Source organism: Blautia sp. OF09-25XD (assembly GCF_003482095.1).
GTDB lineage: Bacteria > Bacillota > Clostridia > Lachnospirales > Lachnospiraceae > Fusicatenibacter > Fusicatenibacter saccharivorans.
The window spans coordinates 75,682-98,846 of record NZ_QUMG01000002.1; the positions used below are offsets into that span (position 1 = coordinate 75,682).

19 protein-coding genes and 3 pseudogenes are annotated in these 23,165 nt (G+C 46.0%); 21 read left to right on the forward strand and 1 reads right to left on the reverse strand.

The window, feature by feature from the left end; translation table 11 throughout:
• Positions 1–22 precede the first annotated feature (22 nt).
• The 5 genes and pseudogenes from DXA93_RS02350 (at position 23) to DXA93_RS02370 (ending at position 6,915) form a co-directional block, all read left to right on the forward strand.
• A pseudogene (locus DXA93_RS02350) lies at positions 23–2,211 on the forward strand (alpha-galactosidase).
• A gap of 12 nt (positions 2,212–2,223) precedes the next feature.
• The gene (locus DXA93_RS02355; protein WP_117805119.1) at positions 2,224–3,225 is read left to right on the forward strand and encodes a substrate-binding domain-containing protein; all 1,002 of its coding nucleotides are present in this window, start codon (positions 2,224–2,226) and stop codon (positions 3,223–3,225) included.
• A gap of 305 nt (positions 3,226–3,530) precedes the next feature.
• Positions 3,531–4,553 (forward strand): glycoside hydrolase family 130 protein, encoded by a 1,023-nt coding sequence (locus tag DXA93_RS02360; RefSeq protein WP_117510535.1) that lies wholly within the window; start codon positions 3,531–3,533, stop codon positions 4,551–4,553.
• Between the two features lie 18 nt (positions 4,554–4,571).
• Positions 4,572–5,750: an AGE family epimerase/isomerase gene (locus tag DXA93_RS02365; RefSeq protein ID WP_055221154.1), complete on the forward strand. Its 1,179-nt coding sequence runs from the start codon at positions 4,572–4,574 to the stop codon at positions 5,748–5,750.
• A complete protein-coding gene (locus tag DXA93_RS02370) occupies positions 5,740–6,915 on the forward strand; it encodes a glycoside hydrolase family 130 protein (RefSeq protein ID WP_022461807.1) in 1,176 nt (391 codons plus the stop codon). The genes DXA93_RS02365 and DXA93_RS02370 overlap by 11 nt, the downstream gene beginning before the upstream one ends.
• A gap of 149 nt (positions 6,916–7,064) precedes the next feature.
• Here the strand turns inward: DXA93_RS02370 and DXA93_RS02375 are convergent, their stop codons facing one another.
• Positions 7,065–9,122, reverse strand: a complete 2,058-nt coding sequence (locus DXA93_RS02375; RefSeq protein ID WP_117805118.1) for an ATP-binding protein — start codon at positions 9,120–9,122, stop codon at positions 7,065–7,067.
• Positions 9,123–9,405: 283 nt separating this feature from the next.
• Here DXA93_RS02375 and DXA93_RS02380 point away from each other — a divergent pair, with 283 nt between their 5' ends.
• The 16 genes and pseudogenes from DXA93_RS02380 (at position 9,406) to DXA93_RS02455 (ending at position 23,121) form a co-directional block, all read left to right on the forward strand.
• Complete coding sequence (locus tag DXA93_RS02380; protein WP_330425918.1) at positions 9,406–10,224, forward strand: 3'-5' exonuclease; 819 nt, start codon at positions 9,406–9,408, stop codon at positions 10,222–10,224.
• Positions 10,221–10,355 carry a hypothetical protein gene (locus tag DXA93_RS19295; RefSeq protein WP_330425919.1) on the forward strand — a complete coding sequence of 45 codons (135 nt, stop codon included), beginning with the start codon at positions 10,221–10,223 and terminating at the stop codon, positions 10,353–10,355. The genes DXA93_RS02380 and DXA93_RS19295 overlap by 4 nt, the downstream gene beginning before the upstream one ends.
• A 165-nt stretch (positions 10,356–10,520) precedes the next feature.
• Positions 10,521–10,895 (forward strand): GNAT family N-acetyltransferase, encoded by a 375-nt coding sequence (locus tag DXA93_RS02385; RefSeq protein ID WP_243109132.1) that lies wholly within the window; start codon positions 10,521–10,523, stop codon positions 10,893–10,895.
• 24 nt (positions 10,896–10,919) lie between these two features.
• A complete protein-coding gene (locus DXA93_RS02390; RefSeq protein WP_118750362.1) occupies positions 10,920–11,525 on the forward strand; it encodes a thymidine kinase in 606 nt (201 codons plus the stop codon).
• Positions 11,526–11,873: 348 nt separating this feature from the next.
• Positions 11,874–12,434 carry a histidine phosphatase family protein gene (locus DXA93_RS02400; protein WP_256372630.1) on the forward strand — a complete coding sequence of 187 codons (561 nt, stop codon included), beginning with the start codon at positions 11,874–11,876 and terminating at the stop codon, positions 12,432–12,434.
• Positions 12,431–12,925, forward strand: coding sequence for an AAA family ATPase (locus tag DXA93_RS02405; RefSeq protein WP_117510549.1), 495 nt, complete (start codon positions 12,431–12,433; stop codon positions 12,923–12,925). The genes DXA93_RS02400 and DXA93_RS02405 overlap by 4 nt, the downstream gene beginning before the upstream one ends.
• Before the next feature lie 27 nt (positions 12,926–12,952).
• Positions 12,953–13,393, forward strand: coding sequence for a GNAT family N-acetyltransferase (locus tag DXA93_RS02410; RefSeq protein WP_117510551.1), 441 nt, complete (start codon positions 12,953–12,955; stop codon positions 13,391–13,393).
• Between the two features lie 25 nt (positions 13,394–13,418).
• Positions 13,419–13,943 (forward strand): GNAT family N-acetyltransferase, encoded by a 525-nt coding sequence (locus DXA93_RS02415; protein WP_055225836.1) that lies wholly within the window; start codon positions 13,419–13,421, stop codon positions 13,941–13,943.
• A gap of 277 nt (positions 13,944–14,220) precedes the next feature.
• Entirely contained in the window at positions 14,221–14,709 is a 489-nt protein-coding gene (locus DXA93_RS02420; protein WP_117510553.1) for a hypothetical protein, read from the forward strand.
• A 418-nt stretch (positions 14,710–15,127) separates the two neighbouring features.
• Complete coding sequence (locus DXA93_RS02425) at positions 15,128–17,092, forward strand: ABC-F family ATP-binding cassette domain-containing protein (RefSeq protein ID WP_119207680.1); 1,965 nt, start codon at positions 15,128–15,130, stop codon at positions 17,090–17,092.
• Positions 17,093–17,552: 460 nt separating this feature from the next.
• Positions 17,553–18,553 (forward strand): annotated as a pseudogene (locus DXA93_RS02430) (calcium/sodium antiporter).
• A 12-nt stretch (positions 18,554–18,565) separates the two neighbouring features.
• Positions 18,566–19,255 carry a TMEM165/GDT1 family protein gene (locus tag DXA93_RS02435; RefSeq protein ID WP_055225810.1) on the forward strand — a complete coding sequence of 230 codons (690 nt, stop codon included), beginning with the start codon at positions 18,566–18,568 and terminating at the stop codon, positions 19,253–19,255.
• Between the two features lie 463 nt (positions 19,256–19,718).
• Positions 19,719–21,305 (forward strand): AAA family ATPase, encoded by a 1,587-nt coding sequence (locus tag DXA93_RS02440; protein WP_055225808.1) that lies wholly within the window; start codon positions 19,719–19,721, stop codon positions 21,303–21,305.
• A gap of 38 nt (positions 21,306–21,343) precedes the next feature.
• Entirely contained in the window at positions 21,344–21,826 is a 483-nt protein-coding gene (locus tag DXA93_RS02445; protein WP_055268132.1) for a prolyl-tRNA synthetase associated domain-containing protein, read from the forward strand.
• Between the two features lie 46 nt (positions 21,827–21,872).
• Positions 21,873–22,226: pseudogene (locus DXA93_RS02450) on the forward strand (AAA family ATPase); the annotation flags it as partial.
• Between the two features lie 145 nt (positions 22,227–22,371).
• A complete protein-coding gene (locus tag DXA93_RS02455) occupies positions 22,372–23,121 on the forward strand; it encodes a nucleoside phosphorylase (RefSeq protein ID WP_055225800.1) in 750 nt (249 codons plus the stop codon).
• Positions 23,122–23,165: the final 44 nt, after the last annotated feature.

Sequence of the window (23,165 nt, forward strand, 5' to 3'; positions counted from 1 at the left end):
TACCTGAAATAAGGAGAAGAAAATGGCGATTTTATATTATGATGAGAAAAAGCTTTTTCAGTTAAATACAGAGAATACGACGTATGTGATCGGCCTGAGCCGGAAGGCTACGTCGGACATGTTTACTACGGACCCCTTCTGCACGGAGAGCCGGATCTGTATCCGCTCCGCATGGATGAGCCGCCGTTCACCCCGTCCGTCAATAAGAGAGAGAAATCTTCGTTCCTCGACCGTTTTCCAATGGAATACCCGACCGGAGGAGTCGGCGATTACCGTGAGAGCTGTCTGAATATAAGAAATGCACAGGGCCGTATGGGATGTGAGATTTTCTTTGATTCCTATGAAATTTTCAAAGGAAAACGCCCGCTGACCGGTCTTCCGGCTTCTTTTGGAACCGAGGACGAAGTAGAAACTCTGGAAATCACCTGCAAAGATCCTGTTCTTGATCTTGTTGTTATCCTTTCCTACTCTGTTTTTACAAAAGAAAACGTTATCACCCGAAGTGTCCGCGTGAAAAATGAAGGCAGTGAAGCGCTGAAGGTAGAGAAAATCTACAGTGCCTGCCTCGATATGGACAACGAAGACTTTGAGATGCTTTCTCTTCATGGATCCTGGGGAAGAGAACGCCACATCCAGCAGGGTGCGCTCCGTTACGGAAAACAGCTCGTTTCCTCCGGAAGAGGCGAGTCCAGCCATCAGGAGCATCCGTTCGTGGCAATGGTAACACCGGGAACGGATCAGGAGCGCGGCGAGGTTTACGCAATGCATTTCGTATATTCCGGAAACTTCATCGGTCAGGTGGAACGATGCCAGTTCGACACCGTGCGTATGGTGATGGGTATCAACCAGGAGGAGTTCTGCTGGAATTTAAAAGCCGGCGATGAATTCCAGGCGCCGGAGGTTGTTATGGTCTACTCTGCCGAGGGACTTGGCAAAATGACGCGTTCCTACCATGCATTTTATCGCAGACATATGATCCGCAGCCCGTACAACCACAAAAAACGCCCGATTCTGATTAACAACTGGGAAGCAACTTACTTTGATTTTGATACCGATAAACTCCTCGATATCGCAAGAGAGGCAAAAAAAGACGGCATCGAGATGCTTGTTATGGATGACGGCTGGTTCGGAAAACGAAATAAAGACGATTCTTCCCTCGGTGACTGGGTTGTCAACGAAGAGAAGATCAAAGGCGGCCTGAAAAATCTGGTTGACAAAGTGAATGAAATCGGTCTTGAATTCGGTATCTGGTTCGAGCCGGAGATGATCTCCCCGGACTCTGATCTCTACAGAGAGCACCCGGAATGGGCGATTCAGATTCCGGGAAGAGAAGCGACTGAGATCCGCTGCCAGTACGTGCTGGATCTCTCCCGCCCGGAAGTGCAGGATTATGCGTATGAATGTGTGGCAAAAATCCTGCGCAGTGCAAACATCAAATACGTGAAATGGGATATGAACCGTCAGTTAAGCGACCTGGGAAGCACCTACCTGGACAAAGATTCCCAGCAGGAGCTGTTCCACCGCTACGTGCTCGGTATGTATGCGATGCAGGAGCGTCTGGTACAGGAGTTCCCGGATCTGCTTCTGGAGAACTGCTCCGGCGGCGGTGCACGTTTCGATCCTGGAATGCTTTACTACAGCCCGCAGATCTGGTGCTCCGACGACACCGATGCGATTGAGCGTCTGGAAATCCAGGAGGGAACAGCCCTCATTTACCCGCTCTGCTCAATGGGTGCACACGTCAGCGTATGCCCGAACCACACGGTTGGCCGTGTAACTCCGTTTACAACGAGAGGCCATGTGGCACTGGCCGGAACGTTCGGCTATGAGCTTGATATCACAAAACTGCCGGAAGAAGAGAGAAAGCTGATTCCGGAGCAGACCGCGATGTATCACAAATATCATGAACTGATCCGCGAGGGAGAGTATTATCGTATTCTTTCCTACCGTGAAAACCACAGATCCGATTGCTGGGCAGTAGCTTCTGAGGATAAAAACGAAGTGCTTGTAACTTACGTACAGGTGCTGGCACAGGTAAATATGCCGTCCCGCAAGGTACGCCTGCGCGGCTTCGATCCGGCGAAAAAATACCGTCTGGAAGGAACCGATGAGGTTTACAGCGGCGAGATGCTGATGAATGCCGGATTCCGCATGAAAGATTTCTGGGGCGATTTCGTCAGCAGACTGTATCACTTTATCGCAGTGGACTAAGGAGTAACATATATGGCAAAAGTAAGATTGGCAGATATTGCAAAGGTGGCGGGCGTCAGCGCCGTCACCGTGCATAACGCGATTACAGGACAGAAAGGGGTCAGCGATGAGATGCGCGCCCGGATTCTGGAAATTGCAAAGGAAATGGGGTACCGCCAGCCGGGAAGCGGAGCGAGAAATACACAGGGAAAAAGCCTGCGCTGCATCGGAGTGGTGATTCCGGAACGGTATCTGGCAGAGTATACGACATTTTACTGGAAAATGTATCAGGAGATGGCACTGGCGGCGACGGAAAAGAGCTGTATGGTGACCGTGGAGATCCTGAAACAGGAGATGGAAGATGAGATGATCGTGCCGTGCATCGCCAAGGAGCAGACCGTCGATGCACTGATCCTTATGGGAGACACGAGCCGCGATTACATCCACTATCTGAAGAAAAACGTGGATCTTCCGATCGTATTTCTGGATTTCTACGACAATGAGCTGGCAAAAGATGCCGTGATCGCAGATAACTTTCACGGAATGTATCTGATGACGGAATACCTGTATGAGCATGGCCTGACCAAGCTGGCTTTTGTCGGTTCGATTCATTTTTCCAGCAGTATCATGGATCGGTACTGCGGTTTTTCCAAGGCTGTTCTGGAACACCGCGATGTGACACCGGCGGAATGGATTCTGGAGGACCGTGATGAGCAGGGCCAGATCGAAATTCATCTCCCGGAACAGATGCCGGAAGCGTTCGTCTGCAACTGCGACCTGACCGCCGGCCTTCTGATGCTCGAGCTGGAAAAACGCGGCATCTCCGTGCCGGAGGATGTTTCCATTGTCGGCTTCGACAATTACCTGTATCCGGGTTTCCCGGATCTCAAGATCACTTCGTATGAGATCAATACGAAGGCGATGGTAAAAGTAGCGCTCGAAAAAGCGCTGAAGCAGATCCGCGGCGCGGCATCCGGCAAAAATATGGAAATTGTCTCCGGACAGCTGGTGCCGAAAGAGAGCGTAAAGCTTTGATTTTTATAACTGAATTATAAATTAAGAAACGGGGCATTTTGAAATGCCCCGTTTTTGTACATATTACACAACAAAGTCACTTAAAAATTGACAGTATCTAACGGAACTTATTTTTTAAGTGATTTCCAGTTGAAAAATTAATCATCTATGTTAAAATTAAGCTAAAGGACTGGGCGTGAGGGTGATAAAACACGGCGGTTCGGAGAAAAAAGAATTAAAAAACAAGATTCTGTCCACTAACAGAAACTTAAAAAAACAAAGTACAACTCATAAACAAACAATATTTTTCATGGAGGTTTCAAAAAATGAGCGAAGTTAAAATTATTGGAGATGCTGTCAAAAATATGCCATGGCAGGAAGGCCCGGCTGAGTTTTCCGGTGCACCGGTATGGAGATACAGCGAGAATCCGATTATCGGAAGAAATCCGGTGAAGGAAGTAGCAAGAATCTTCAACAGCGCCGTTATGCCGTACGGCGACGAGTTCATCGGAGTATTCCGTGGTGAGCAGACAAACGGAATCCCGTACATCTACCTTGGAAGAAGCAAAGATGCGATCCACTGGAATTTCGATGAGAACAAAATCCAGTTCGTTGACGAAGAAGGCAAACCGTTCATGCCGGTTTACGCATATGACCCGCGTCTTGTAAAAGTAGAAGATACCTACTACATCATCTGGTGCCAGGACTTCTACGGTGCAGCCATCGGAATGGCAAAAACAAAAGATTTTGAAACCTTCGTACGTGTGGAGAATCCATTCCTTCCATTCAACAGAAATGCCGTTCTCTTCCCGAGAAAAATCAACGGCAACTTCGTGATGTTGTCCCGTCCAAGCGACAGCGGCCACACACCGTTCGGTGACATCTTCCTGTCCGAGAGCCCGGATATGCTGTACTGGGGCAAACACCGCCACGTCATGAGCAAGAGCCCGGAGTGGTGGGAGTCCTTAAAGATCGGCGGCGGCGCAGCTCCGATTGAGACCAACGAAGGATGGCTGCTGTTCTACCACGGTGTAAGCGGCACCTGCAATGGCTATGTATACAGCATCGGCGGCGCAATCCTCGACAAAGAGAATCCGTCCATCGTAAAATACCGCTGCCAGAACTTCCTTCTGACACCGGAAGAGTGGTATGAGGAGAGAGGCTTCGTTCCGAACGTAACCTTCCCGTGCGCAACCATTCACGATGCAGAGACCGGAAAGATCGCGATCTACTACGGCGCAGCCGATACGTATGTAGGACTGGCATTCACAACCGTAGATCTGATTGTAGATTATATCAAGAAAAACAGTGTCGTACGCGAGTCTGACACCGAAATTGGAAGAAGATAAGAAAGAAGGAAAGAAAAGATGCAGTCTTTGGCAAAGGAAGTAAAGCAGGAGCTTACTGGACGGATCGTTCCGTTCTGGGAGGGCTTAAGAGATGAGGAATACGGCGGATTTTACGGCTATCAGGACTTTGATCTGAACGTGCAGAAAACGTATGAGAAGGGCTGCATCTTAAACAGCAGAATTCTCTGGTTTTTCTCGAATGCGTACCTGACCTTAAAGGACGAGAAGCTGCGCGCCGATGCGGAGCATGCGTACCGCTTTATGAAACAGGCGTGTGTGGACCGCGAGTACGGTGGCGTGTTCTGGTCTGTCACCTACGACGGAAAACCGCTCGATACGACAAAGCATACGTACAATCAGGCATTTGCAATTTATGCGCTGTCTACGTATTTTGATGCGACGGGCGACACCGAGGCGCTGGAGCTGGCAAAATCGCTGCAGCAGATCATCGAGACACACTGCACCGACGAGTACGGTTATCTCGAGGCATTTACCCGCGATTTCAAGCCGGAGAGCAATGAAAAGCTCTCGGAGAATGGCGTCATGGCAGAGAAGACCATGAATACGCTGCTGCATGTTTTCGAAGCATATACCGAGCTGTACCGCGTGACAAAGGATCCGTTTACCGGTGACCGTCTCCGCTTTATGATGGATCTCTTCGCGGATAAAGTATATAACAAAGAAAAAGGCCGTCAGGAAGTATTCTTCGACCGGACATGGAATACGCTGATTGATCTGTATTCTTATGGCCATGATATCGAGACTTCCTGGCTGATCGACCGGGGTACAGAAGTGCTCGGCGATCCGGCTTACCGGGAAAAACTGCTGCCGATCACCGGAGAGATTGCGGAAAATATCTACAACACGGCATACAAAAATCATTCGCTGATGAATGAGTGCGAGCGCGGTGTGGATGATACCACAAGAGTCTGGTGGGTACAGGCAGAAGCAGTCGTTGGATTTTTAAATGCATGGCAGAAAAAACCGGAGGAAACAAAGTATCTCGATGCGGCAAAAGACATCTGGGGCTACATCAAGGAATATGTGATCGACAAACGAGAGGGGTCTGAGTGGTTCTGGTGCGTGAATGCAGACGGAAGCCCGATTCATGAGCCGATTGTAGAACCGTGGAAATGCCCGTATCACAATGGACGTATGTGTATGGAAGTAATTGGGAGGTTAAAAGATGCTGAATAAACAGTATTATGTGGAAAAAGCCAAGGTAGACCGCCTTGTGGCAAGAAAGAACACAAAAGCAGATTTTTACAACGGTATTTATGACCGCTATGAGTATCCGGTGCTGACAAGAGAGTTCGCTCCTGTTCACTGGAGATATGATCTGGATGAGGAGACGAATCCGTACTTTATGGAGCGTCTCGGCATCAACGCTGTGATGAACTCCGGCGCGATTTATCTGAATGGAAAGTATTATCTCGTTGTCCGCGTGGAGGGCAATGACAGAAAATCTTTCTTTGCTGTTGCAGAGAGTGATACTGGTATCGACGGATTCCATTTCTGGGATTACCCGGTTGTGCTGCCGGATACCTGCGCAGAGGAAACCAACGTTTATGACATGCGTCTGACCCAGCACGAGGACGGCTGGATTTACGGAGTGTTCTGCTCTGAGAGCAAGGACAAAAACGATCCGGATCTGTCCGCGGCTGTTGCTGAGGCTGGTATCGTAAGAACGAAAGACCTGAAGACCTGGGAGCGTCTGGACAACCTGAAAACCTTACGTTCTCCGCAGCAGAGAAACGTTGTTCTGCATCCGGAGTTCGTAGACGGAAAATATGCCTTCTACACCCGTCCGATGGATGGTTTCATTGAGACCGGAAGCGGCGGAGGAATCGGCTTCGGACTCTGCGATGATATCACACATGCTGTCATCGACGAGGAGAAGATCATCAGCAAACGTATTTATCATACCCTGACCGAGTCCAAAAACGGTGCCGGAGCAGTGCCGATCCGCGGTAAGAAATGCTGGATCAACATTGCACACGGTGTAAGAAATACAGCAGCAGGCCTTCGCTACGTTCTGTATGTCTTCGGTACTGATCTGAACGATCCGTCCAAAGTCATTGCAGAGCCGTCCGGTGTATTCCTGGTTCCGCTTGGAAAAGAGAGAGTCGGAGACGTTTCCAACGTTGTATTTACAAACGGCGCGATTGCGCGTGAGAACGGAGAGGTTTACATCTACTATGCATCCTGCGATACAAGAATGCATGTAGCAACCACCACAATCGACAAACTCGAGGACTATCTGTTCAACACACCGCAGGATCCGCACAGATCCCCGGACTGCGTAAAACAGAGATGCGAGCTGATCTCCAAAAACCTGGAGCTGCTGAAAAACGAGAAATAAAAGCGTCCGCTGCGGCGCATGAAAAAAGGAGCTGTTCTCTTTACGGGAACGCTCCTTTTTTCATGCATATTATTTGTTTTTGGGTTTCTGATCGTCGATGGAAGTTAAAATTCCATAGAAGAGGCGCGGTGCATCGGGATCTGTAAAGGTCATGAAAACCTGGAAAGTGTTTCGAGAAGAACCGAAACGTCAACGGGTTTCGCGATATGGGCGTTCATGCCGGATTCCAGTGCTTTTCGGCGGTCCTCTTCAAACGCGTTTGCCGTCATGGCGACAATCGGGATTTCCCCGCGTTTTCCCGGGAGTGCACGGATCGCTTCTGCGGCCTGATAGCCGTTCATGTTCGGCATCTGAATATCCATCAGAATAACATTGTAATAATCTTCTGGTGCGTTCTGGACTGCTTTTAAGCAGAGGGCGCCGTCTTTTACGTGCTCGGCGTGAATGCCGTTTTCTTCCAGAACGGTGAGTACAATTTCTGCATTCAGGTCATTATCCTCGGCAAGCAGCACACGTTTTTCGGAAAGCGTCTGCAGGGACTGCTCGAGAATCTCGTCTTTATGCTGGTGAGCCGCAAGCTGTTCTTCGGTCGGAAGTCCAAACGTGAGGCAGACCGTAGTTATTGTTCCGGCACCGAGTTCGCTTTCCACATCGATCGTTCCGCCCATCAGATTCACGAGGGATTTGACGATCGGAAGGCCGAGGCCGGTTCCGGTGATGTGGCTTTCGGTGGAGGAATGTTCTCTTGTAAATTCTTCAAAAATATGCGGCAGATACTCTTTGCTCATGCCGATACCGTTGTCCTTCACGGTGATGCGGTAGGAGGCAAAGCCCTTCCTTGGTGCCGGTGTCTCTTCGATTTTTACGAAAATTTTTCCGCCCTCCGGCGTATACTTGATGGAGTTGCTGATGATATTCAGCAGAATCTCCCGTATTTTTGTCCGGTCGCAGAGGATGGCATCGTGTTCCACCGTGTTGTAACAGAGATAGGAAAGCTTTTTGCTTTTTAACGAAGGCTCAAACACTGCATTCAGGGAATTGATCAGCTCGCTGTAGCTGCCGAGCTCGATTTTCAGCGAGGCCTTACCGCTCTCAATGCGCGCCATCTCAAGCACGTAGTTGATCAGGGAGAGCAGAAAACTGCTGGAGGACTTGATTTTTGCAATGTAGTCGACCGCGCGGTCCTTCTCGTCGATGTGCTTTTCCAGCAGATCCGAGAAACCGATGATGGCATTCATCGGAGTTCGGATGTCGTGGCTCATGTTGAACAGAAAACGTGTTTTTGCTTCGTTGGCAGACTGTGCTTCCTGTACGGCTTTTTCCAGTTCTGCTGCGTGAATCTCGTCTTTATAGCGGCGCATCTGGAACTGCAGAAAACCAATAGAGGCAAGCAGGGAAAGGATGAGTCCGAGTGCAAAGGAAACAAAAACCTGCAGCGGACTGAGCCAGCCGTTTTTCGGTACAATTTCAAAATGCCAGGTGTCGTTCGGCACGGTGCAGAGAACTTCGATGGCATCGGAACGCCGGGAATTGCCGGAGTGTGCGATGGAAACGTGTTCGCCGGTGGCCGGAGAAATTTTCCAGAGTTCGTAGGTGTAGCCGGCTTCTTCCAGTGTATCCAGTTCAATTTCGTTCAGAAACGATTCCCAGTCGAGAACGAGAATCGAAAAGCCCCAGAAGGTCTGGTCACCGTTGGCATCGGTGGTATAAATCGGGTCAAAGAGCAGTGCTCCGATGTCGCCCTGCTGCAGCTCAAACGGTCCTGCAATCGTGTATTCGCCGCTCTCTTTGGCAAGGCGTGCCTCCTGTTTCCGGGCAGGATGCTCGAGCATGTTAAGTCCGAGTGCGGCTTCGTTTCCGCTCATCGGATAAATCAGTGTGACAATGCCGTCCTTTGCAAGCTCATGTGCTTTGATGACATTCTGGTCGTCCTGCATCAGCGAGGAGAGGACGGAAAACTCTTCGTCATTGACGGTATAACCGGCTTCAATCATGTGTTTCATCAGATTGGATTCGGCAAGATAATGGTTTAACTGCGATTTCACGCGGCCGATGGTCGTCTGTGCGGTATAGTCAGCTTTCAGCTTTGCTTCCTTTAACTGATTCTGATACAGAAAAACGGCGCAGAGCTCGACAAGAAAAAATGTAATAAAAAACAGCAGAAGCGCCTGAAATCGAATCTGTTTTTGCGTTAATTTTGTTTTCATATCGGATGCTCATCTAAATTCGTAATATTTCCGGCTTTTTCAGGTGATTTTTTTGAGTAAAAACGAAGGCCGGAGTTAAAAATATTATATCGGATTTACCCTGGGATTTCAATAAAAGAAGCGTTAAGTTTGAAAGAGAACGGGATGAAATGAATGGGAAATGTAATGCATAAGAAGAAAATTGCCAGAATGGGCGGAGAATGGAATTGCCAGATAGTTGCTCATTATATCAAAATCATTTATAATAGGGACAGACGACACAGAATGAAGGATTGACAATACAATGGACTATGTGATTTTTGACCTGGAATGGAACCAGTGTCCCTATGGAAAAGGAAAAGAGAACCCGAAGCTGCCGTTTGAGATTATTGAGATCGGCGCGGTGAAGATGGATGGTGAGCGGAATGTGGTGGGAACGTTTCACCGGATTGTAAAACCGGTGGTCTACCAGCATCTCCATCACCGGACGCGCGAGGTCGTCGGACTGACAGAAGAGGATCTGCAGAACGGAATCCCATTTGCGCAGGCCGTGCAGGAATTTTTTGCATTCTCCGGCGGTGCGTGCATGTTCGGCACCTGGGGACCGGGAGACCTGACGGAGCTCCAGCGGAACATGAAATTTTATAACCTCCTGTCGCTGATCCGCGGGCCGATTCATTTTTACGATGTACAGAAACTGTTCGCGATCCAGTACGAAACGATGAAGAGCCGCCGGGCGCTCGAGTACGCCGCCGACTTCCTCCATCTCCCGAAGGACGAGCATTTTCATCAGGCGCTTTCGGATGCAAAATATACGGCCGACATTTTTGCGCGCATCGATATGGATGTTGTGCTGGCGTACGACTCGATCGACGTATATCAGAACCCGAAATCGAAAAAAGAGGAGATCCACGCCGTCTATAATGGCTACACGAAATTCATCTCCCGCGAATTCGACACAAAAGAAGAAGCCATGCACGACCGCGAGGTCTGCAGCACGCACTGCTGCATCTGCGGGAAAACGGCAAGAAAACGCTTACGCTGGTTTTCGGCCGGCGGGAAAAACTACTACTGCGTAGCCTGGTGCCCGGAGCATGGATATTTGAAAGGCAAAGCCGCATGAAACATTCGGACGAAGGAAAACTCTTCGTCGTGAAAACCATCCGCATCAGCAGCGAACAGGAGGCGGGGGAAATCCGGCAGAAGAAAGAGAACCTGCGGAAGAAGAGGAATCAGAAGAGGAAAGAAATGTAAGAAAGGCAGAGGAAATGGAAACGGGATAAAAGGTTTCATTTCTTCTGCCTTTTTAATTGGAAAACAGAGCGGGATCGGTTATAATAAAAATTGAAGAAACTATCGATAAAAGCAGGTTTGTCGGTAGTTTTCTGTTATAGAAAAGAAATGGGGGCAGAGCCGGAGATGATGCATGTGGAAGCGGTGGATCGGGAAGGGCTGCGAAGAAGAGTAAAAGATCCCTTCTATCAGAATACAACATCCATTCTTGCTATGGAGAATGATCAGGTTCTTGGGCGAATTGAGTATCATTTTTACGGATGTATGCAGGACGGTTACCGGATGGCATATGTGGACTGGGTTTATGTGCTGCCGGAAGCCAGACATAAAGGCGTTGCGCAGGGGCTGTTTCAGGAGATGGAAAAAGACTGCAGGAAACATGGGATTAACCAATATTATCTGATTCGGGCGACAAATCCAAATGCAGATAAATTTTATCACAGCTTTGAAAACGTAGAGATTGATGAGGAGTCGTTTTTACGGAAAGAACTGAAAGAATAAGAAAAGACAAAAGGACGAAAAACAATGGCAAAATTATATTTCCGCTACGGCGCGATGGGCAGTTCGAAATCTGCTAATATTTTGATGGTTCGCTATAATTATGAGGAGCGCGGGCAGTATGCTGTTCTGCTGAAACCGCGGACGGACAACCGCGACGGAGAGCATGAGATCAAATCCCGCATCGGGCTGGAAGCACCGGCGGAGTATGTGGATGAGTTTTTAAAAGAAATTTCGGAGACATGGAGTGCGGACAGCGGGGAATACCGGTATCATGGAAAGAAAGTGGACGCGGTTCTGATCGACGAAGCGCAGTTTCTTTCCCAGGAGGAAGTTGATACGCTTTCGGATATTGTAGATTTCTATGAAATTCCGGTGCTCTGCTACGGTCTGCGGGCAGACTTCCAGACACATTTGTTTCCGGGGTCGAGAAGGCTGATGGAAATTGCTGACATCATCGAAGAAGTCCCAACGGTCTGCTGGTGCGGAAGACGGGCGCAGTGCAATACGAGATACGCAGACGGAAAAATCGTTCGGGAAGGCGCGCAGATTTTCCTTGGATCGAACGAGAGTTATGTGGCGCTTTGCAGGAAACATTATAAAGAAGGAAAGCTGTGGAAGGAAGATGAGTAAGATAATAATATATGAAGTACAGGAGAGAATGCCGCGGATGGAAACGCTGGTGGAACTGTGGGAAGCTTCCGTCCGTGCGACACATCATTTTCATCGTTAATAGGAGCTTCTTTTGCAACAACATCCATTCGTATCAGTTTATCAAGAATATCCACAAGAGCAGGTCCGCTGGAAACATTTGATTGCTGCAATATAATCTTTTCTGGGATACTACTCCGTTTTGCACCATGCTTTTTATCGCTGGGGAACATCAGAAAAAGGATATGGAAAAAAGCCGATGGAGATGTTTTTGATTAAAAAACTTTAGGAATAACAGCAGGGGAGAGTGAAATGAAAAAAATATTTTTAATGAGGCATTCCATCCCGGAAAAAGGGGATATGCAGAATGAGCAGATTCCTCTATCGGAAGAGGGAAAAGCGCTTGCTGTATCAAAAAGAAATATATTTTCAAATGTGGACAGATGCTTTTCTTCACCTTATCGGAGAGCAATGGAAACGGCTGAATTCATCGCAGATCACCCGGTCATTGTGAAGGAGCTGCATGAAAGAACGATCGGGGATGCCAGGGAGGATTTCTGGCTGAAACAGTATGAAGATCACGATTTTCGCAATCCGGGCGGGGAATCGTTAAATCAAGTGAAGGTGCGGATGAAAACCGCGATCGATTCTATCGTCGGACAGATGGAAGAAGGAGAAACAGCACTCGTGGTTTCTCATGCGACGGCGATCTGTGCATATTTGCTTTCTTACTGTGAAATTGAAGTGAAAGATGCGGAAAACAAAGTAAGAAAAATATCCTTCCATGGAAAAGAAATCCTGAATGGCAGATTTCAGCCGGCAGATGGATTTGAAATCCTTTTTGAAAACGATATTTTTTCGGATATTCGTGTTATGGGGAGAGAAAAATGAAAACATTATATTTGATCGGCGGAACGATGGGCGTTGGCAAGACGACGGTAAGTCAGCAGCTGAAAAAAGATCTGGCGAACAGCGTTTTTCTTGACGGCGACTGGTGCTGGGACGCCGATCCGTTTCAGGTGACGGATGAGACGAAAGAGATGGTGATGGACAACATCTGTTATCTGCTGAATAACTTTCTGCATTGCAGCGCTTATGAAAACGTTATTTTCTGCTGGGTGATGCATGAGCAGAGTATTGTTGATGAAATCGTCAGTAAGCTGGACACGGAAGAATGCAGAGTGATTAAAATTTCGCTGATCGTGGATGAAGCAAATTTGCGGAAGCGGTTATTATCCGACATCGCAAATAAGATTCGTACGGAAGAGATTATGGACAAAAGCATTGCACGAATTCAGATGTATCAGGTACTTGATACGGTAAAAATTGATACGAGTAATAAGAGTGTCTGTGAAATTACAGAGGAAATTGCAGCACTTTAAGATCAAAAAACAAGGAGCCAAACCAAAATGACCGAACGAATCATAGACAATGAACTCCGGCTGATCCCATATTACAGGAATGACGAGGCCTCTCTTCCGTGGTATCAGGATCTGGACGTGTGTAGGCAGGTGGACAACCGGGAGAAGCCGTATGATGTGGAGCTGTTGCATCGGATGTATGATTATCTTACCGCGCACGGTGACTGCTATTATATAGAATATAAGGGCGTGCTGGTGGGAGATGTTTCGCTGAGAGAGAATAGTGAAATCGCTGTCGTTGTCTGTAAAGAATACCAGAATCAGCATATTGGAAGACGGTGCGTTCTGGAGATGCTGAAGCTTGCAAGAGAAAAGGGAATGGAGCGGGTAAAAGCCAATATTTATTCTTTTAATGGACAAAGCCAGCGCATGTTCCAGTCGGTCGGATTTGAGAAAACGGCGGAGGAATGGTATGAGTCTAAGCTGTAAGTGATTGCAGAGAAAGAGAGAAGAAATGAACATAAAATACAATCAGCTGTGCATTAGAAATGCCGAAAAGAAAGATTGTGAACAATTAGCCGTCTGGTGGAACGATGGAACCGTCATGGCCCACGCCGGATTTCCAAACGGGCTTGGGACAAGCGCAGCGGAAATTGAAAAACAGATTGCCGACGACAGCGATGAAACAAGACGAAGACTCATCATAGAATACAACGATGTGCGAATCGGCGAAATGAGTTTCTATGTATTCGAAAATCATCGATATGAAATCGGAATCAAAATCTGCGAATCCGATTACCAGGAAAAAGGCATTGGAAGAGTTGTACTGAGCATGCTCATAGAAGAATTGTTCCGCATGGGAGCCAACGTTATTTTTCTTGATACCAACCTCAAAAACACAAGAGCACAGCATGTCTACGAAAAACTCGGCTTCCGCAAAACCGCAGTCCATTACAATTCCTGGAAAAATCAGCTGGGGGAAATGGAATCTTCTGTCGACTATGAGCTGACGGCGGATGAGTTTTGCAATCTGAAATAGAAATTGTAAAATAAATGAGGGACGAGTGTAAAGAAAGTTCGATGGGAGAAAGAAGTATGGTATCTTTGACATTGTCTAAAAAAGAAATGGGTTTTCACTGGGTAAGGTTTATGCCTGACAGGACTTGCTCGTTTCTTTTTTTGCTTTATAAACGATTATAATTTATCCATTGCGGCAGTGTTAATGTAAAAACAGCAAGTCCTCTTGACAATGTGATTAGCCTGAACTAACATGAAGCTATAAGAAACATAAACGGTAGTCTGAGGAGGAATGTGAGATGCTGTTGTTGCAAAACATATTATACTGTCTTCTGTTTATTCTGATGGTAAAGTGTCTGGTAAGAAATGATGGAATGAACTGTGTTTATTTTTACCCAAAGGAATATATAGAAGAAGCCGATAAACGTGGACTGATCGACAAAGATGCGGTCATGAAAAAAGGAAAGCAGGTTATGATTCCATTTTGCATCATTTTGTTCGTGGTGCTGATCGCGATCATTTTTGTCTGGAATAAAGTCACCGATTTCAAGACGGCATATCTCCAATCCTACCTCTTCCTTGTGGTGATGAACTGGTTCGACGGAATTATGCTTGACCGGGTGTGGGTTGGACACAGTAAAATATGGGAGATCAAAGGAATGGAAGGGATTCCGTACATAAAACCATGGAAAACCGTGCTGACAAAACGAGGCCTGGCGACGATTCTGTATCTGATCATTGCACTTGTGACAGCTGGGATTGTAGTGCTGGTTGGGAAAATCTGTTAAGAGACAGCATTGAAAAAAAGAGAAGAATATTATATACTACTCATGAGTAGTATTTTTGCGTAAGGGACTTTCGGAATATATAGGAAGTTAAATATCTCTGTTTTACTGGAGCAAATCAGTAAAACAGAGATATTTTTATGCCGCAGGCGTACCAAATTTGATTCGAAAAATTTTTGGCATTGAGAACGAAGGGCGGAGACGGTATAATGGAAGCAGAATTTTAACATCAGTAGACAAGAAGTCCCCAGCTTCTAAAGCGGTGGGATGAATTGTTAAAAGAAACATAACAGCAGTGGCGGGCGGAGAGAAATCGGTATCCTCCATTGACATGAGGTAAGTCACAGTCGAACTATTTTCGACATGTCAGACTCCGTGAAAATACCGACTGTGAGTTGAAACAACAGAAAAGGTATAAAACATGAGATATCAGATCAGAAATGCCAGAGTCCAGTTTGGCGCAGACACGATTTTAAACAGTGTGAATTTCGAAATTCACGATACAGAAAAAATTGCAATTGTCGGTAGAAACGGCTGCGGAAAAACGACGCTGCTGCGGCTGATTGCCGGGGATATTGAGATGAGTAATCTGGACAGCGACGAGAGCTGCGGAATTACGATGAGCGGAAAACAGAACATCGGTTTTCTGCGCCAGATTAATTTTACCGATGGAGATGTGTCGGTAAGAGAGGAGCTGGAGAAGGCTTTCGCGGAAGTCTTTGCGTGTGAAGCGCGAAAAAAGGAAATCGAAAAGCTGCTCGCCGAGACCGAAGATCATAAAAAACTGCTGGCGGAGTATGATTACCTGGAGCGGAGAATCGAGAGCCTGCACGGGTACAGCTGGAAAAAAGATCTGGAAACGATGTTCCAGAAATTTGGTTTTGCGCTCGAAGATCTGGAAAAACCGATCGGTGAATTTTCGGGCGGACAGCAGACAAAAATTGCGCTGATTCAGCTTCTTTTACAGCGTCCGGACATCCTGCTTCTGGACGAGCCGACCAACCACCTCGACATCGCTGCAGTGGAGTGGTTGGAAAATTATCTGAAAAGCTACGAAAATGCCGTTATCATTGTATCACATGACCGCATGTTTCTGGACCGCGTGATTGATGTGACGTATGAAATCGAATACGGTGACATCAAACGGTATCCGGGAAATTATTCTGCGTTTGTGAGATTAAAAGAAGAAGCGCAGATCAAGCAGGAAAAAGATTATGAGGCGCAGCAGAAGGAAATTGAGCGTCTGACGGCGTGGATTGAGAAATGGAAAAACACACCGACAAAAGTTGCGGCCACCCGTTCGAAACGAATGGCGATCGAGCACATGGTAAAAATCGAGAAACCGCGGCGGTTTGACACGAAGACGTTCCATGCCTTATTCCATCCGGCACGCGAAAGCTATACGGACGTGCTCACGATGAAAAAATTGAAAATAGGATACGATACCGTTCTGAGCGAGGTTTCGGCCGTCATCAAAAAAGCAGAACGGATTGCGATCATCGGAGAAAACGGAAAAGGAAAATCGACGCTTCTGAAAACCGTTGTGGGCGAAATCAATCCACTGGGCGGAAGTTATCAATTTGGAAACCGCGTGGATTTTGCCTACTTCGATCAGCACAAAGCAGTCAACCAGAAATTCGACCCGGAGCAGACGGTGCTCGACTATTTCTGGAGTCTTTATCCGAATCTGCTCCGCAACGACGTCAGAAGTGCACTGGGAGCCTTTCTGTTCTCCGGGGAGGATGTTGAAAAGAAAATGGGACAGCTCTCCGGCGGTGAAAAAGTGCGGCTGGAGCTCTGCCGGATTTTTTATACGAAACCGAATTTCCTGATCCTGGACGAGCCGACGAATCACATGGATCTGGCGGGAAAAGAAGCGCTGGAAAAAATGCTGACCAGCTACGAGGGAACCGTTCTGTTCGTATCACACGACCGTTATTTCATCAACCAGGTGGCAACCGGCATTCTGGAGTTCGGCGAGAGCGACGTACAATTTTACGGAATGAATTATGCACAGTATCTCGAAGAAATCAAACGGCAGACGCCGGGCAGAGAAACGGGAAATGCGGGAGGAATTGTACGGAAATCAGCCGACGTTCCGACACTGGATGATGTGTTTGACAAAAAGAAATATTATAACCCGGGAAAAATTCTGTCCCGCTTAAAACGGCAGCTCGAAAAATACGAGGAGCAGCTTGCGGAGAGTGAGAGCAGAATGTCAGAACTTCAACTGGAAATGATGGACCCGGAACTTTCCGCAAATTACGAACAGCTGATGGAGCTTCAGACGAAAATAGACGAAGAAAATCAGGCACAGGAATCCCTGTTGGAGCGCATGATGGAAACGGAACTGGAACTCGAAGAGATGGAAACACAGGACGAATAGAGAGGTGAGTACCATAGAAAAGATAGATCAGTCTAAAAATGGACTATCATGAAAATGAAGTTTTTCTCGTTTTAGGATATTCGGTTTGTTATATTTTGTAAAGTATTCTGCACCCATGACTGGTATGCATTCGTAAGCGGGGCTGAAATCTTTCGGATAAAAAAGTCAAATTTTGTTGACAACCCCGAAGACATTTGATAGTATTTATCAAGTAATGTAATATTCCATGAGGGAGTAGTTAGCACGAATGTGTGATTTGTCAACATTCTGATTATAAGAAAAGAGTATAATCTGGCAAATCTTAAATAATGAGACTCATGTATATCGATGAATCACCGGTGTATCGCATATCGGATGTTCCTTGATATACATGAGTCTTTTTTTGCGGATAATGAGTAAAACCTGCTTCTGTTAACGATACTATTTTGGAATATATGCTTGGAAAACAAAGGAGGAAAACATGGAAAATTTCATCAACAACGCCCCGTTTGCTCTTGTGCTTGTCTGTCTCGTCATCGGTTTTGTCCTGCTGATCAAAGGTGCGGACTTTTTCGTAGAAGGAAGCTCAAGCGCAGCAAAGAGACTGCACGTTCCGTCGATCATCATCGGACTGACCATTGTTGCCATGGGAACATCACTTCCGGAGACCGCGGTCAGTGTATCGGCTTCACTTACCGGCAACAACGAGCTCGCAGTCAGTAATGTCATCGGTTCCAATATCTTTAACCTGATGGTTGTCATCGGTGTCTGTGCCGTACTGACCACCATAGAAGTTGCAAAGGAAACCATCAAAAGAGACATCCCGCTGTCCCTGATTTGCGCCGGACTTTTAATGGTTTTAGGAATCAGCGGACTCGGCGATAAATCCGGTATGATGCTCGGTCACCTGGACGGTGTGATCTTAATTGGATTCTTTGCAGGTTACATTGTCTACATGGTTCAGATTGCCTTAAAGGCAAACCGCGAAGGAAAAAAAGTCGAAATTGAAGGCGGTTCCGACGAGGATATCAAGCTGCTTTCCGTTCCGAAGAGTATCGTGTTCATCGTCGGTGGAGCAGTCGCCATTGCAGTCGGCGGAGATGTGACCGTAGATGCCGCAGCGAGAATCGCGGGCGATCTCGGAATGAGCCAGACTCTGATCGGACTGACCATTGTTTCCATCGGAACTTCCCTTCCGGAACTCGTAACTTCTATCGTTGCTGCGAGAAAGAATGAAGTTGATATGGCACTTGGCAACGCGATCGGTTCTAATATCTTCAACATTCTTATGGTACTTGGCATTGCATCCGCAATCAGCCCGATGGCCATCATTACGGAAAATATAATTGATTTGTGTGTATTGATCGTATTCACGGTATGTGTATGGATTTTTGCAGGAACCAAAAAGAAAATCGGAAGAGTCGAGGTTTCTGTATGGTCGCATTTTATGCCGCATATGCCATTTATATCATTATAAGATAAGGGGAATGGAAAATGGTGTTATTTCTAAAGGTGTTTCTTACCGAGTTCATCGCAGAGATGGGCGATAAGACGCAGCTCATGCTGATTGCGCTTACTTCGAAGTACAAGCTGAAAGACATTATCCTGGGAACCGCAGCCGCGATTCTGGTACTGAATGGAATGGCGGTTCTCGCAGGCGGCCTCGTCAGCGAATTCATTCCGGACTGGCTGATTAAGACGATTGCAGCACTCGCATTTCTTTACTTCGCAGCATCCACCATTTCCGGTGATGATGACGAGGAAGAGGAAGAAGGCGGCAAATCCAAAATTCGGTTCGCACCGCTCGCCGTTTTCTGTACGTTCTTCGTAGCAGAGCTTGGAGACAAAACACAGCTTACCGCAATCACCTTTGGTGCAAATGAAGGGATGGGATCCGCATTCGTTGTATGGATCGGATGTTCTCTCGGACTGTTCGCAGCGGATATTCTCGGAATGCTGGTCGGCTATCTCTTAAAGAGCAAGACACCGGATGGGCTGCTGAATACACTGGCGTTTGTCATCTTTTCAATTTTCGGTGTATACACACTTTACCAGGGACTGAAACTGATCAGCGCAAGCGTCTGTCCACTGCCGGTATGGCCGGTACTGATCGCTGCAACGGCTGTTTTTGTTGTTGCATGTGTCTGTCTTTTTGTGAAAAGAGAGAAGAAAAAAGCAAAATAAAAACTGCGTGCCGCATACTCATGATTTTGATGAAAACTGCGGTGCGCATTTTTTATGCGGCAAAATGAAAGTTTACCATTGAAGCATTTATAGGGTATAATATTTTGTAACTATTCAGAGCCCCATCTCGCCATATGAAATTCCAGAAAAATAGCTCATTCATGTAAACATGATTCGCGATTTTTCTTCCATTTCGCATGGCTCTGAATAGTTACAATATTTTCAAATCATTATTTACGAGGATGAAGGATAATAACATGTCTGATTTTAGTATCAACGAAATGCAGGAAATGCAGAAAGCGGGAAAAATGCGGACTGAAAAACAGAAGACCGGAATTGTATGGGATTCTCACAGGAGGACGAAAGTGAAAAACCGGAAGCTGCGTGGGAAAATCCTGTCCTTGTGATAGTCAGAGGGATCAAGTATAATGAGTCATATAAAATGTTGACGGGAGGGATTTGCATGGGAAGTTATCTGAATCCGGGAAATGAAGCATTTGCGGTTGCATTAAATTCTGAGATTTATGTTGATAAAACAGGACTGCTGACTTATACGAATAAAGTCATGAACACTCTGCAGGGATATATCTGCAACAGCCGCCCGCGGCGGTTTGGAAAATCAATTACGGCAAATATGCTCACCGCGTATTACAGCAAGGGCTGCAGTTCGAAAGAAATGTTTTCCGGGCTGGAAATCAGCAGGGCAAAGGATTTTGAAAAACATCTGAATCAGTATGATGTGCTCCACTGGGATATCCAATGGTGTATGGAACCGGCAGGCGGACCGGAGCGGATTGTTTCTTATATCTCAGAAAAAACGATTTCGGAGTTAAAAGAATATTATCCCCATATACTTCCAGAAGAAATCCGGTCACTGCCGGAGGCGCTGTCGCGGATCAACGCGGCATCCGGGACAAAATTTATTGTGATTATAGACGAATGGGATGTTCTGATTCGTGACGAGGCGGCGGATCTCAAAACACAGGAAGAATATATCAATTTTCTGCGGGCGATGTTCAAAGGGACGGAGCCGACAAAATATATTCAACTGGCATATCTGACAGGTATTTTGCCTGTAAAAAAAGAAAAGACACAGTCGGCGCTGAACAATTTCAAAGATTATTCGATGCTGTATGCCGGGCCGATTGCACCATATGTAGGTTTTACAGAAACAGAAGTTCAAAAACTATGTGAAGTATATGGTCAGAAGTTTGAAGAAGTCAAACGATGGTACGACGGTTATCAGATTGGGAAATATCATGTATACAATCCAAATGCCGTTGTGAACCTGATGCTCGAAGGCGAATTCCAGAGCTACTGGTCCGGAACCGCATCCTATGAGGCGATTGTTCCGCTGATCAATATGGATTTTGATGGCCTGAAAAGTGCCGTAATCGAAATGCTTTCAGGAGATCATGTTCCGGTTGATGTTACCTCTTTTCAGAACGATACCGTTAGCTTCGCCAATAAAGACGATGTGCTGACGTATCTGATTCACCTTGGATATCTGGCCTATGACCGGACATTTAGAACTGCTTTTATTCCGAATGAGGAAATCCGTCAGGAATTGATTCTGGCAACGAAAAGGAAAAAATGGAATGAGTTGATTGTATTTCAAAAAGAATCAGAGCAGCTTCTGAAAGATACAATTCAGATGAATGGAAACGCAGTAGCAAAAGAAATTGAAAAAATTCACAGGGAATATACTTCTGTGATTCAGTATAACAATGAAAACTCACTCAGCAGTGTTCTGTCCATTGCCTATTTGAGTTCCATGCAATACTATTTCAAACCAATCCGCGAATTTCCCGCGGGTCGTGGATTTGCAGACTTTGTGTTTATTCCAAAGCCGGAGTTTCAGAATTATTACCCGGCGCTTGTTGTGGAACTGAAATGGGACAAAAGCGTCAGAGCAGCATTAGATCAGATCAGAGACAGAAAATATCCGGAGTCTGTTGCATGCTATGCAGGGGAGCTTTTGCTGGTGGGAATTAACTACAATGAAAAAACAAAAGAACATGAATGCCGGATTGAAAAGTATGAAAAATAAGGGCATATTTCAATTTCAGTTTACAGAGATAAAAGAGTATGGATAAGATAGAGATATATCATTATTTAAAAAGGCAAAATATAGCGTATGAAATTACGGAACATAAGGCAGTTTTCAATATGGAAGAAGCAGATGCTGTTGATTTGCCGTATCCAGAGTGGGGCGCTAAAAATTTATTTGTTCGCGACGATAAAAAACGTAATTATTATTTGATAACGATGAAAGGGAACAAGCGAGTAGATTTGAAAGCGTTTCGCAGGCAACGTGGTCTGCGTGCACTTTCTTTTGCAGCTGCGGAGGAATTATTTGATATTATGAAACTGATACCCGGTGCCGTTACGCCGCTTGGTATTCTAAACGATGCCGAACACAGAGTTCAAGTCTTCATGGACGTGGAATTTGTCGGAAATAAAATTGGTGTTCATCCAAATGATAATACAGCAACCGTTTGGATGCAGGCTGATGATTTAATGAAAATAATTCAGAAGCATGGAAATACTGTGGAATACGCATGTATATAATCGAAAGGTATTGCTAAAAAGTCTGAAAAAAGAAAAGTTCACAAACAAAAATGGTTCTCATTCTGCACTAAATATATTTACCGAGTATTCCATGACAGATCCCGGTGATCTGGCGGAATATTTTGGCTTCACAGAGCAGGAGATATCTGCCCTCTGTGAAAAATATGAGATGAGTTTTGAAGAAGCAAAAACGTGGTACGATGGTTATCAGTTGATTGCGCATCGGCAGACTGGAGATGAAATTTATTCCATGTATAGCCCGAAATCTGTGGTAGAAGCCATGCTGCGCCACAAATTCGGAACCTATTGGAACCAGACGGAAACGTATGAGGCCTTAAAAATTTATATTCAAATGGATATGGATGGCCTGAAAGATTCTGTGGTTCGAATGCTTGCCGGTATCAATTATAATAAAAAAACGAAGAAACATGAATGTGTTATTGAAGTAATGCAAAAATAAAAACGGAAGTCTCATGTCTGCGCAGTAAGGGTGGTGGATATGGGACTTTTTGGTAAAGATAAATAAAATTTATGGAGGAAACAGAATGATTATTGATTCTTATGATATCAACAGCGAGCCGATTGTAAAGCTGGAGAATTTTTATGGGGAGAAGCAGCATCTGGTAAAAAAATGTATGGTAATTTTTTCAAAAGTAATATATGAATACATGCTTGAAAAATTCCCATGCCGACAGATTGCAGAAGTAAGAGCATGCAATGGAAATATACCGGTTTGGACTCTGCCATATGAGGAAGAAACGATTGCTTTCTACCTGACACCAATTGGTTCCGCTCTTGCAGCAGGAACGATTGCCGAAGTCAATCATTTAACAGGAGCATCCGTCTTTATCATGTTTGGCTCGTGCGGCAGTCTGGACAAAGAAGCAACCGATGGAAAGTTTATTCTCCCAACGGAGGCATACCGGGGAGAAGGACTGTCCTATTATTTTGCAGAACCGCAGGACTACATAAAAATAAAAAACACGGACAAACTGGCGGAATTTTTCAAAGAAAGGAAACTGCCATACGTTCAGGGGCGCGTATGGACGACAGACAGTATGCTTCGGGAAACGGTAAATCTTGTAAGAAAACGAAAAGAAGAAGGATGCATTGCCGTGGAAATGGAACTCGCAGGCGTTCAGGCGATCAGTGATTTTTATGGATTTGAACTGTATGATTTTCTTGTTGCGGGAGATGTGCTGATCGAAGGAAACTATGAAACGGATGGATTATCTGCCGCTAACCACGATCTGGACAAGCTGTTTCTGGCGCTGCAGATAGCGAAAAGTGTATAAAATTACAATGTTTGAGGAAAAAGAAATATTTCAGAGCCGTTTGC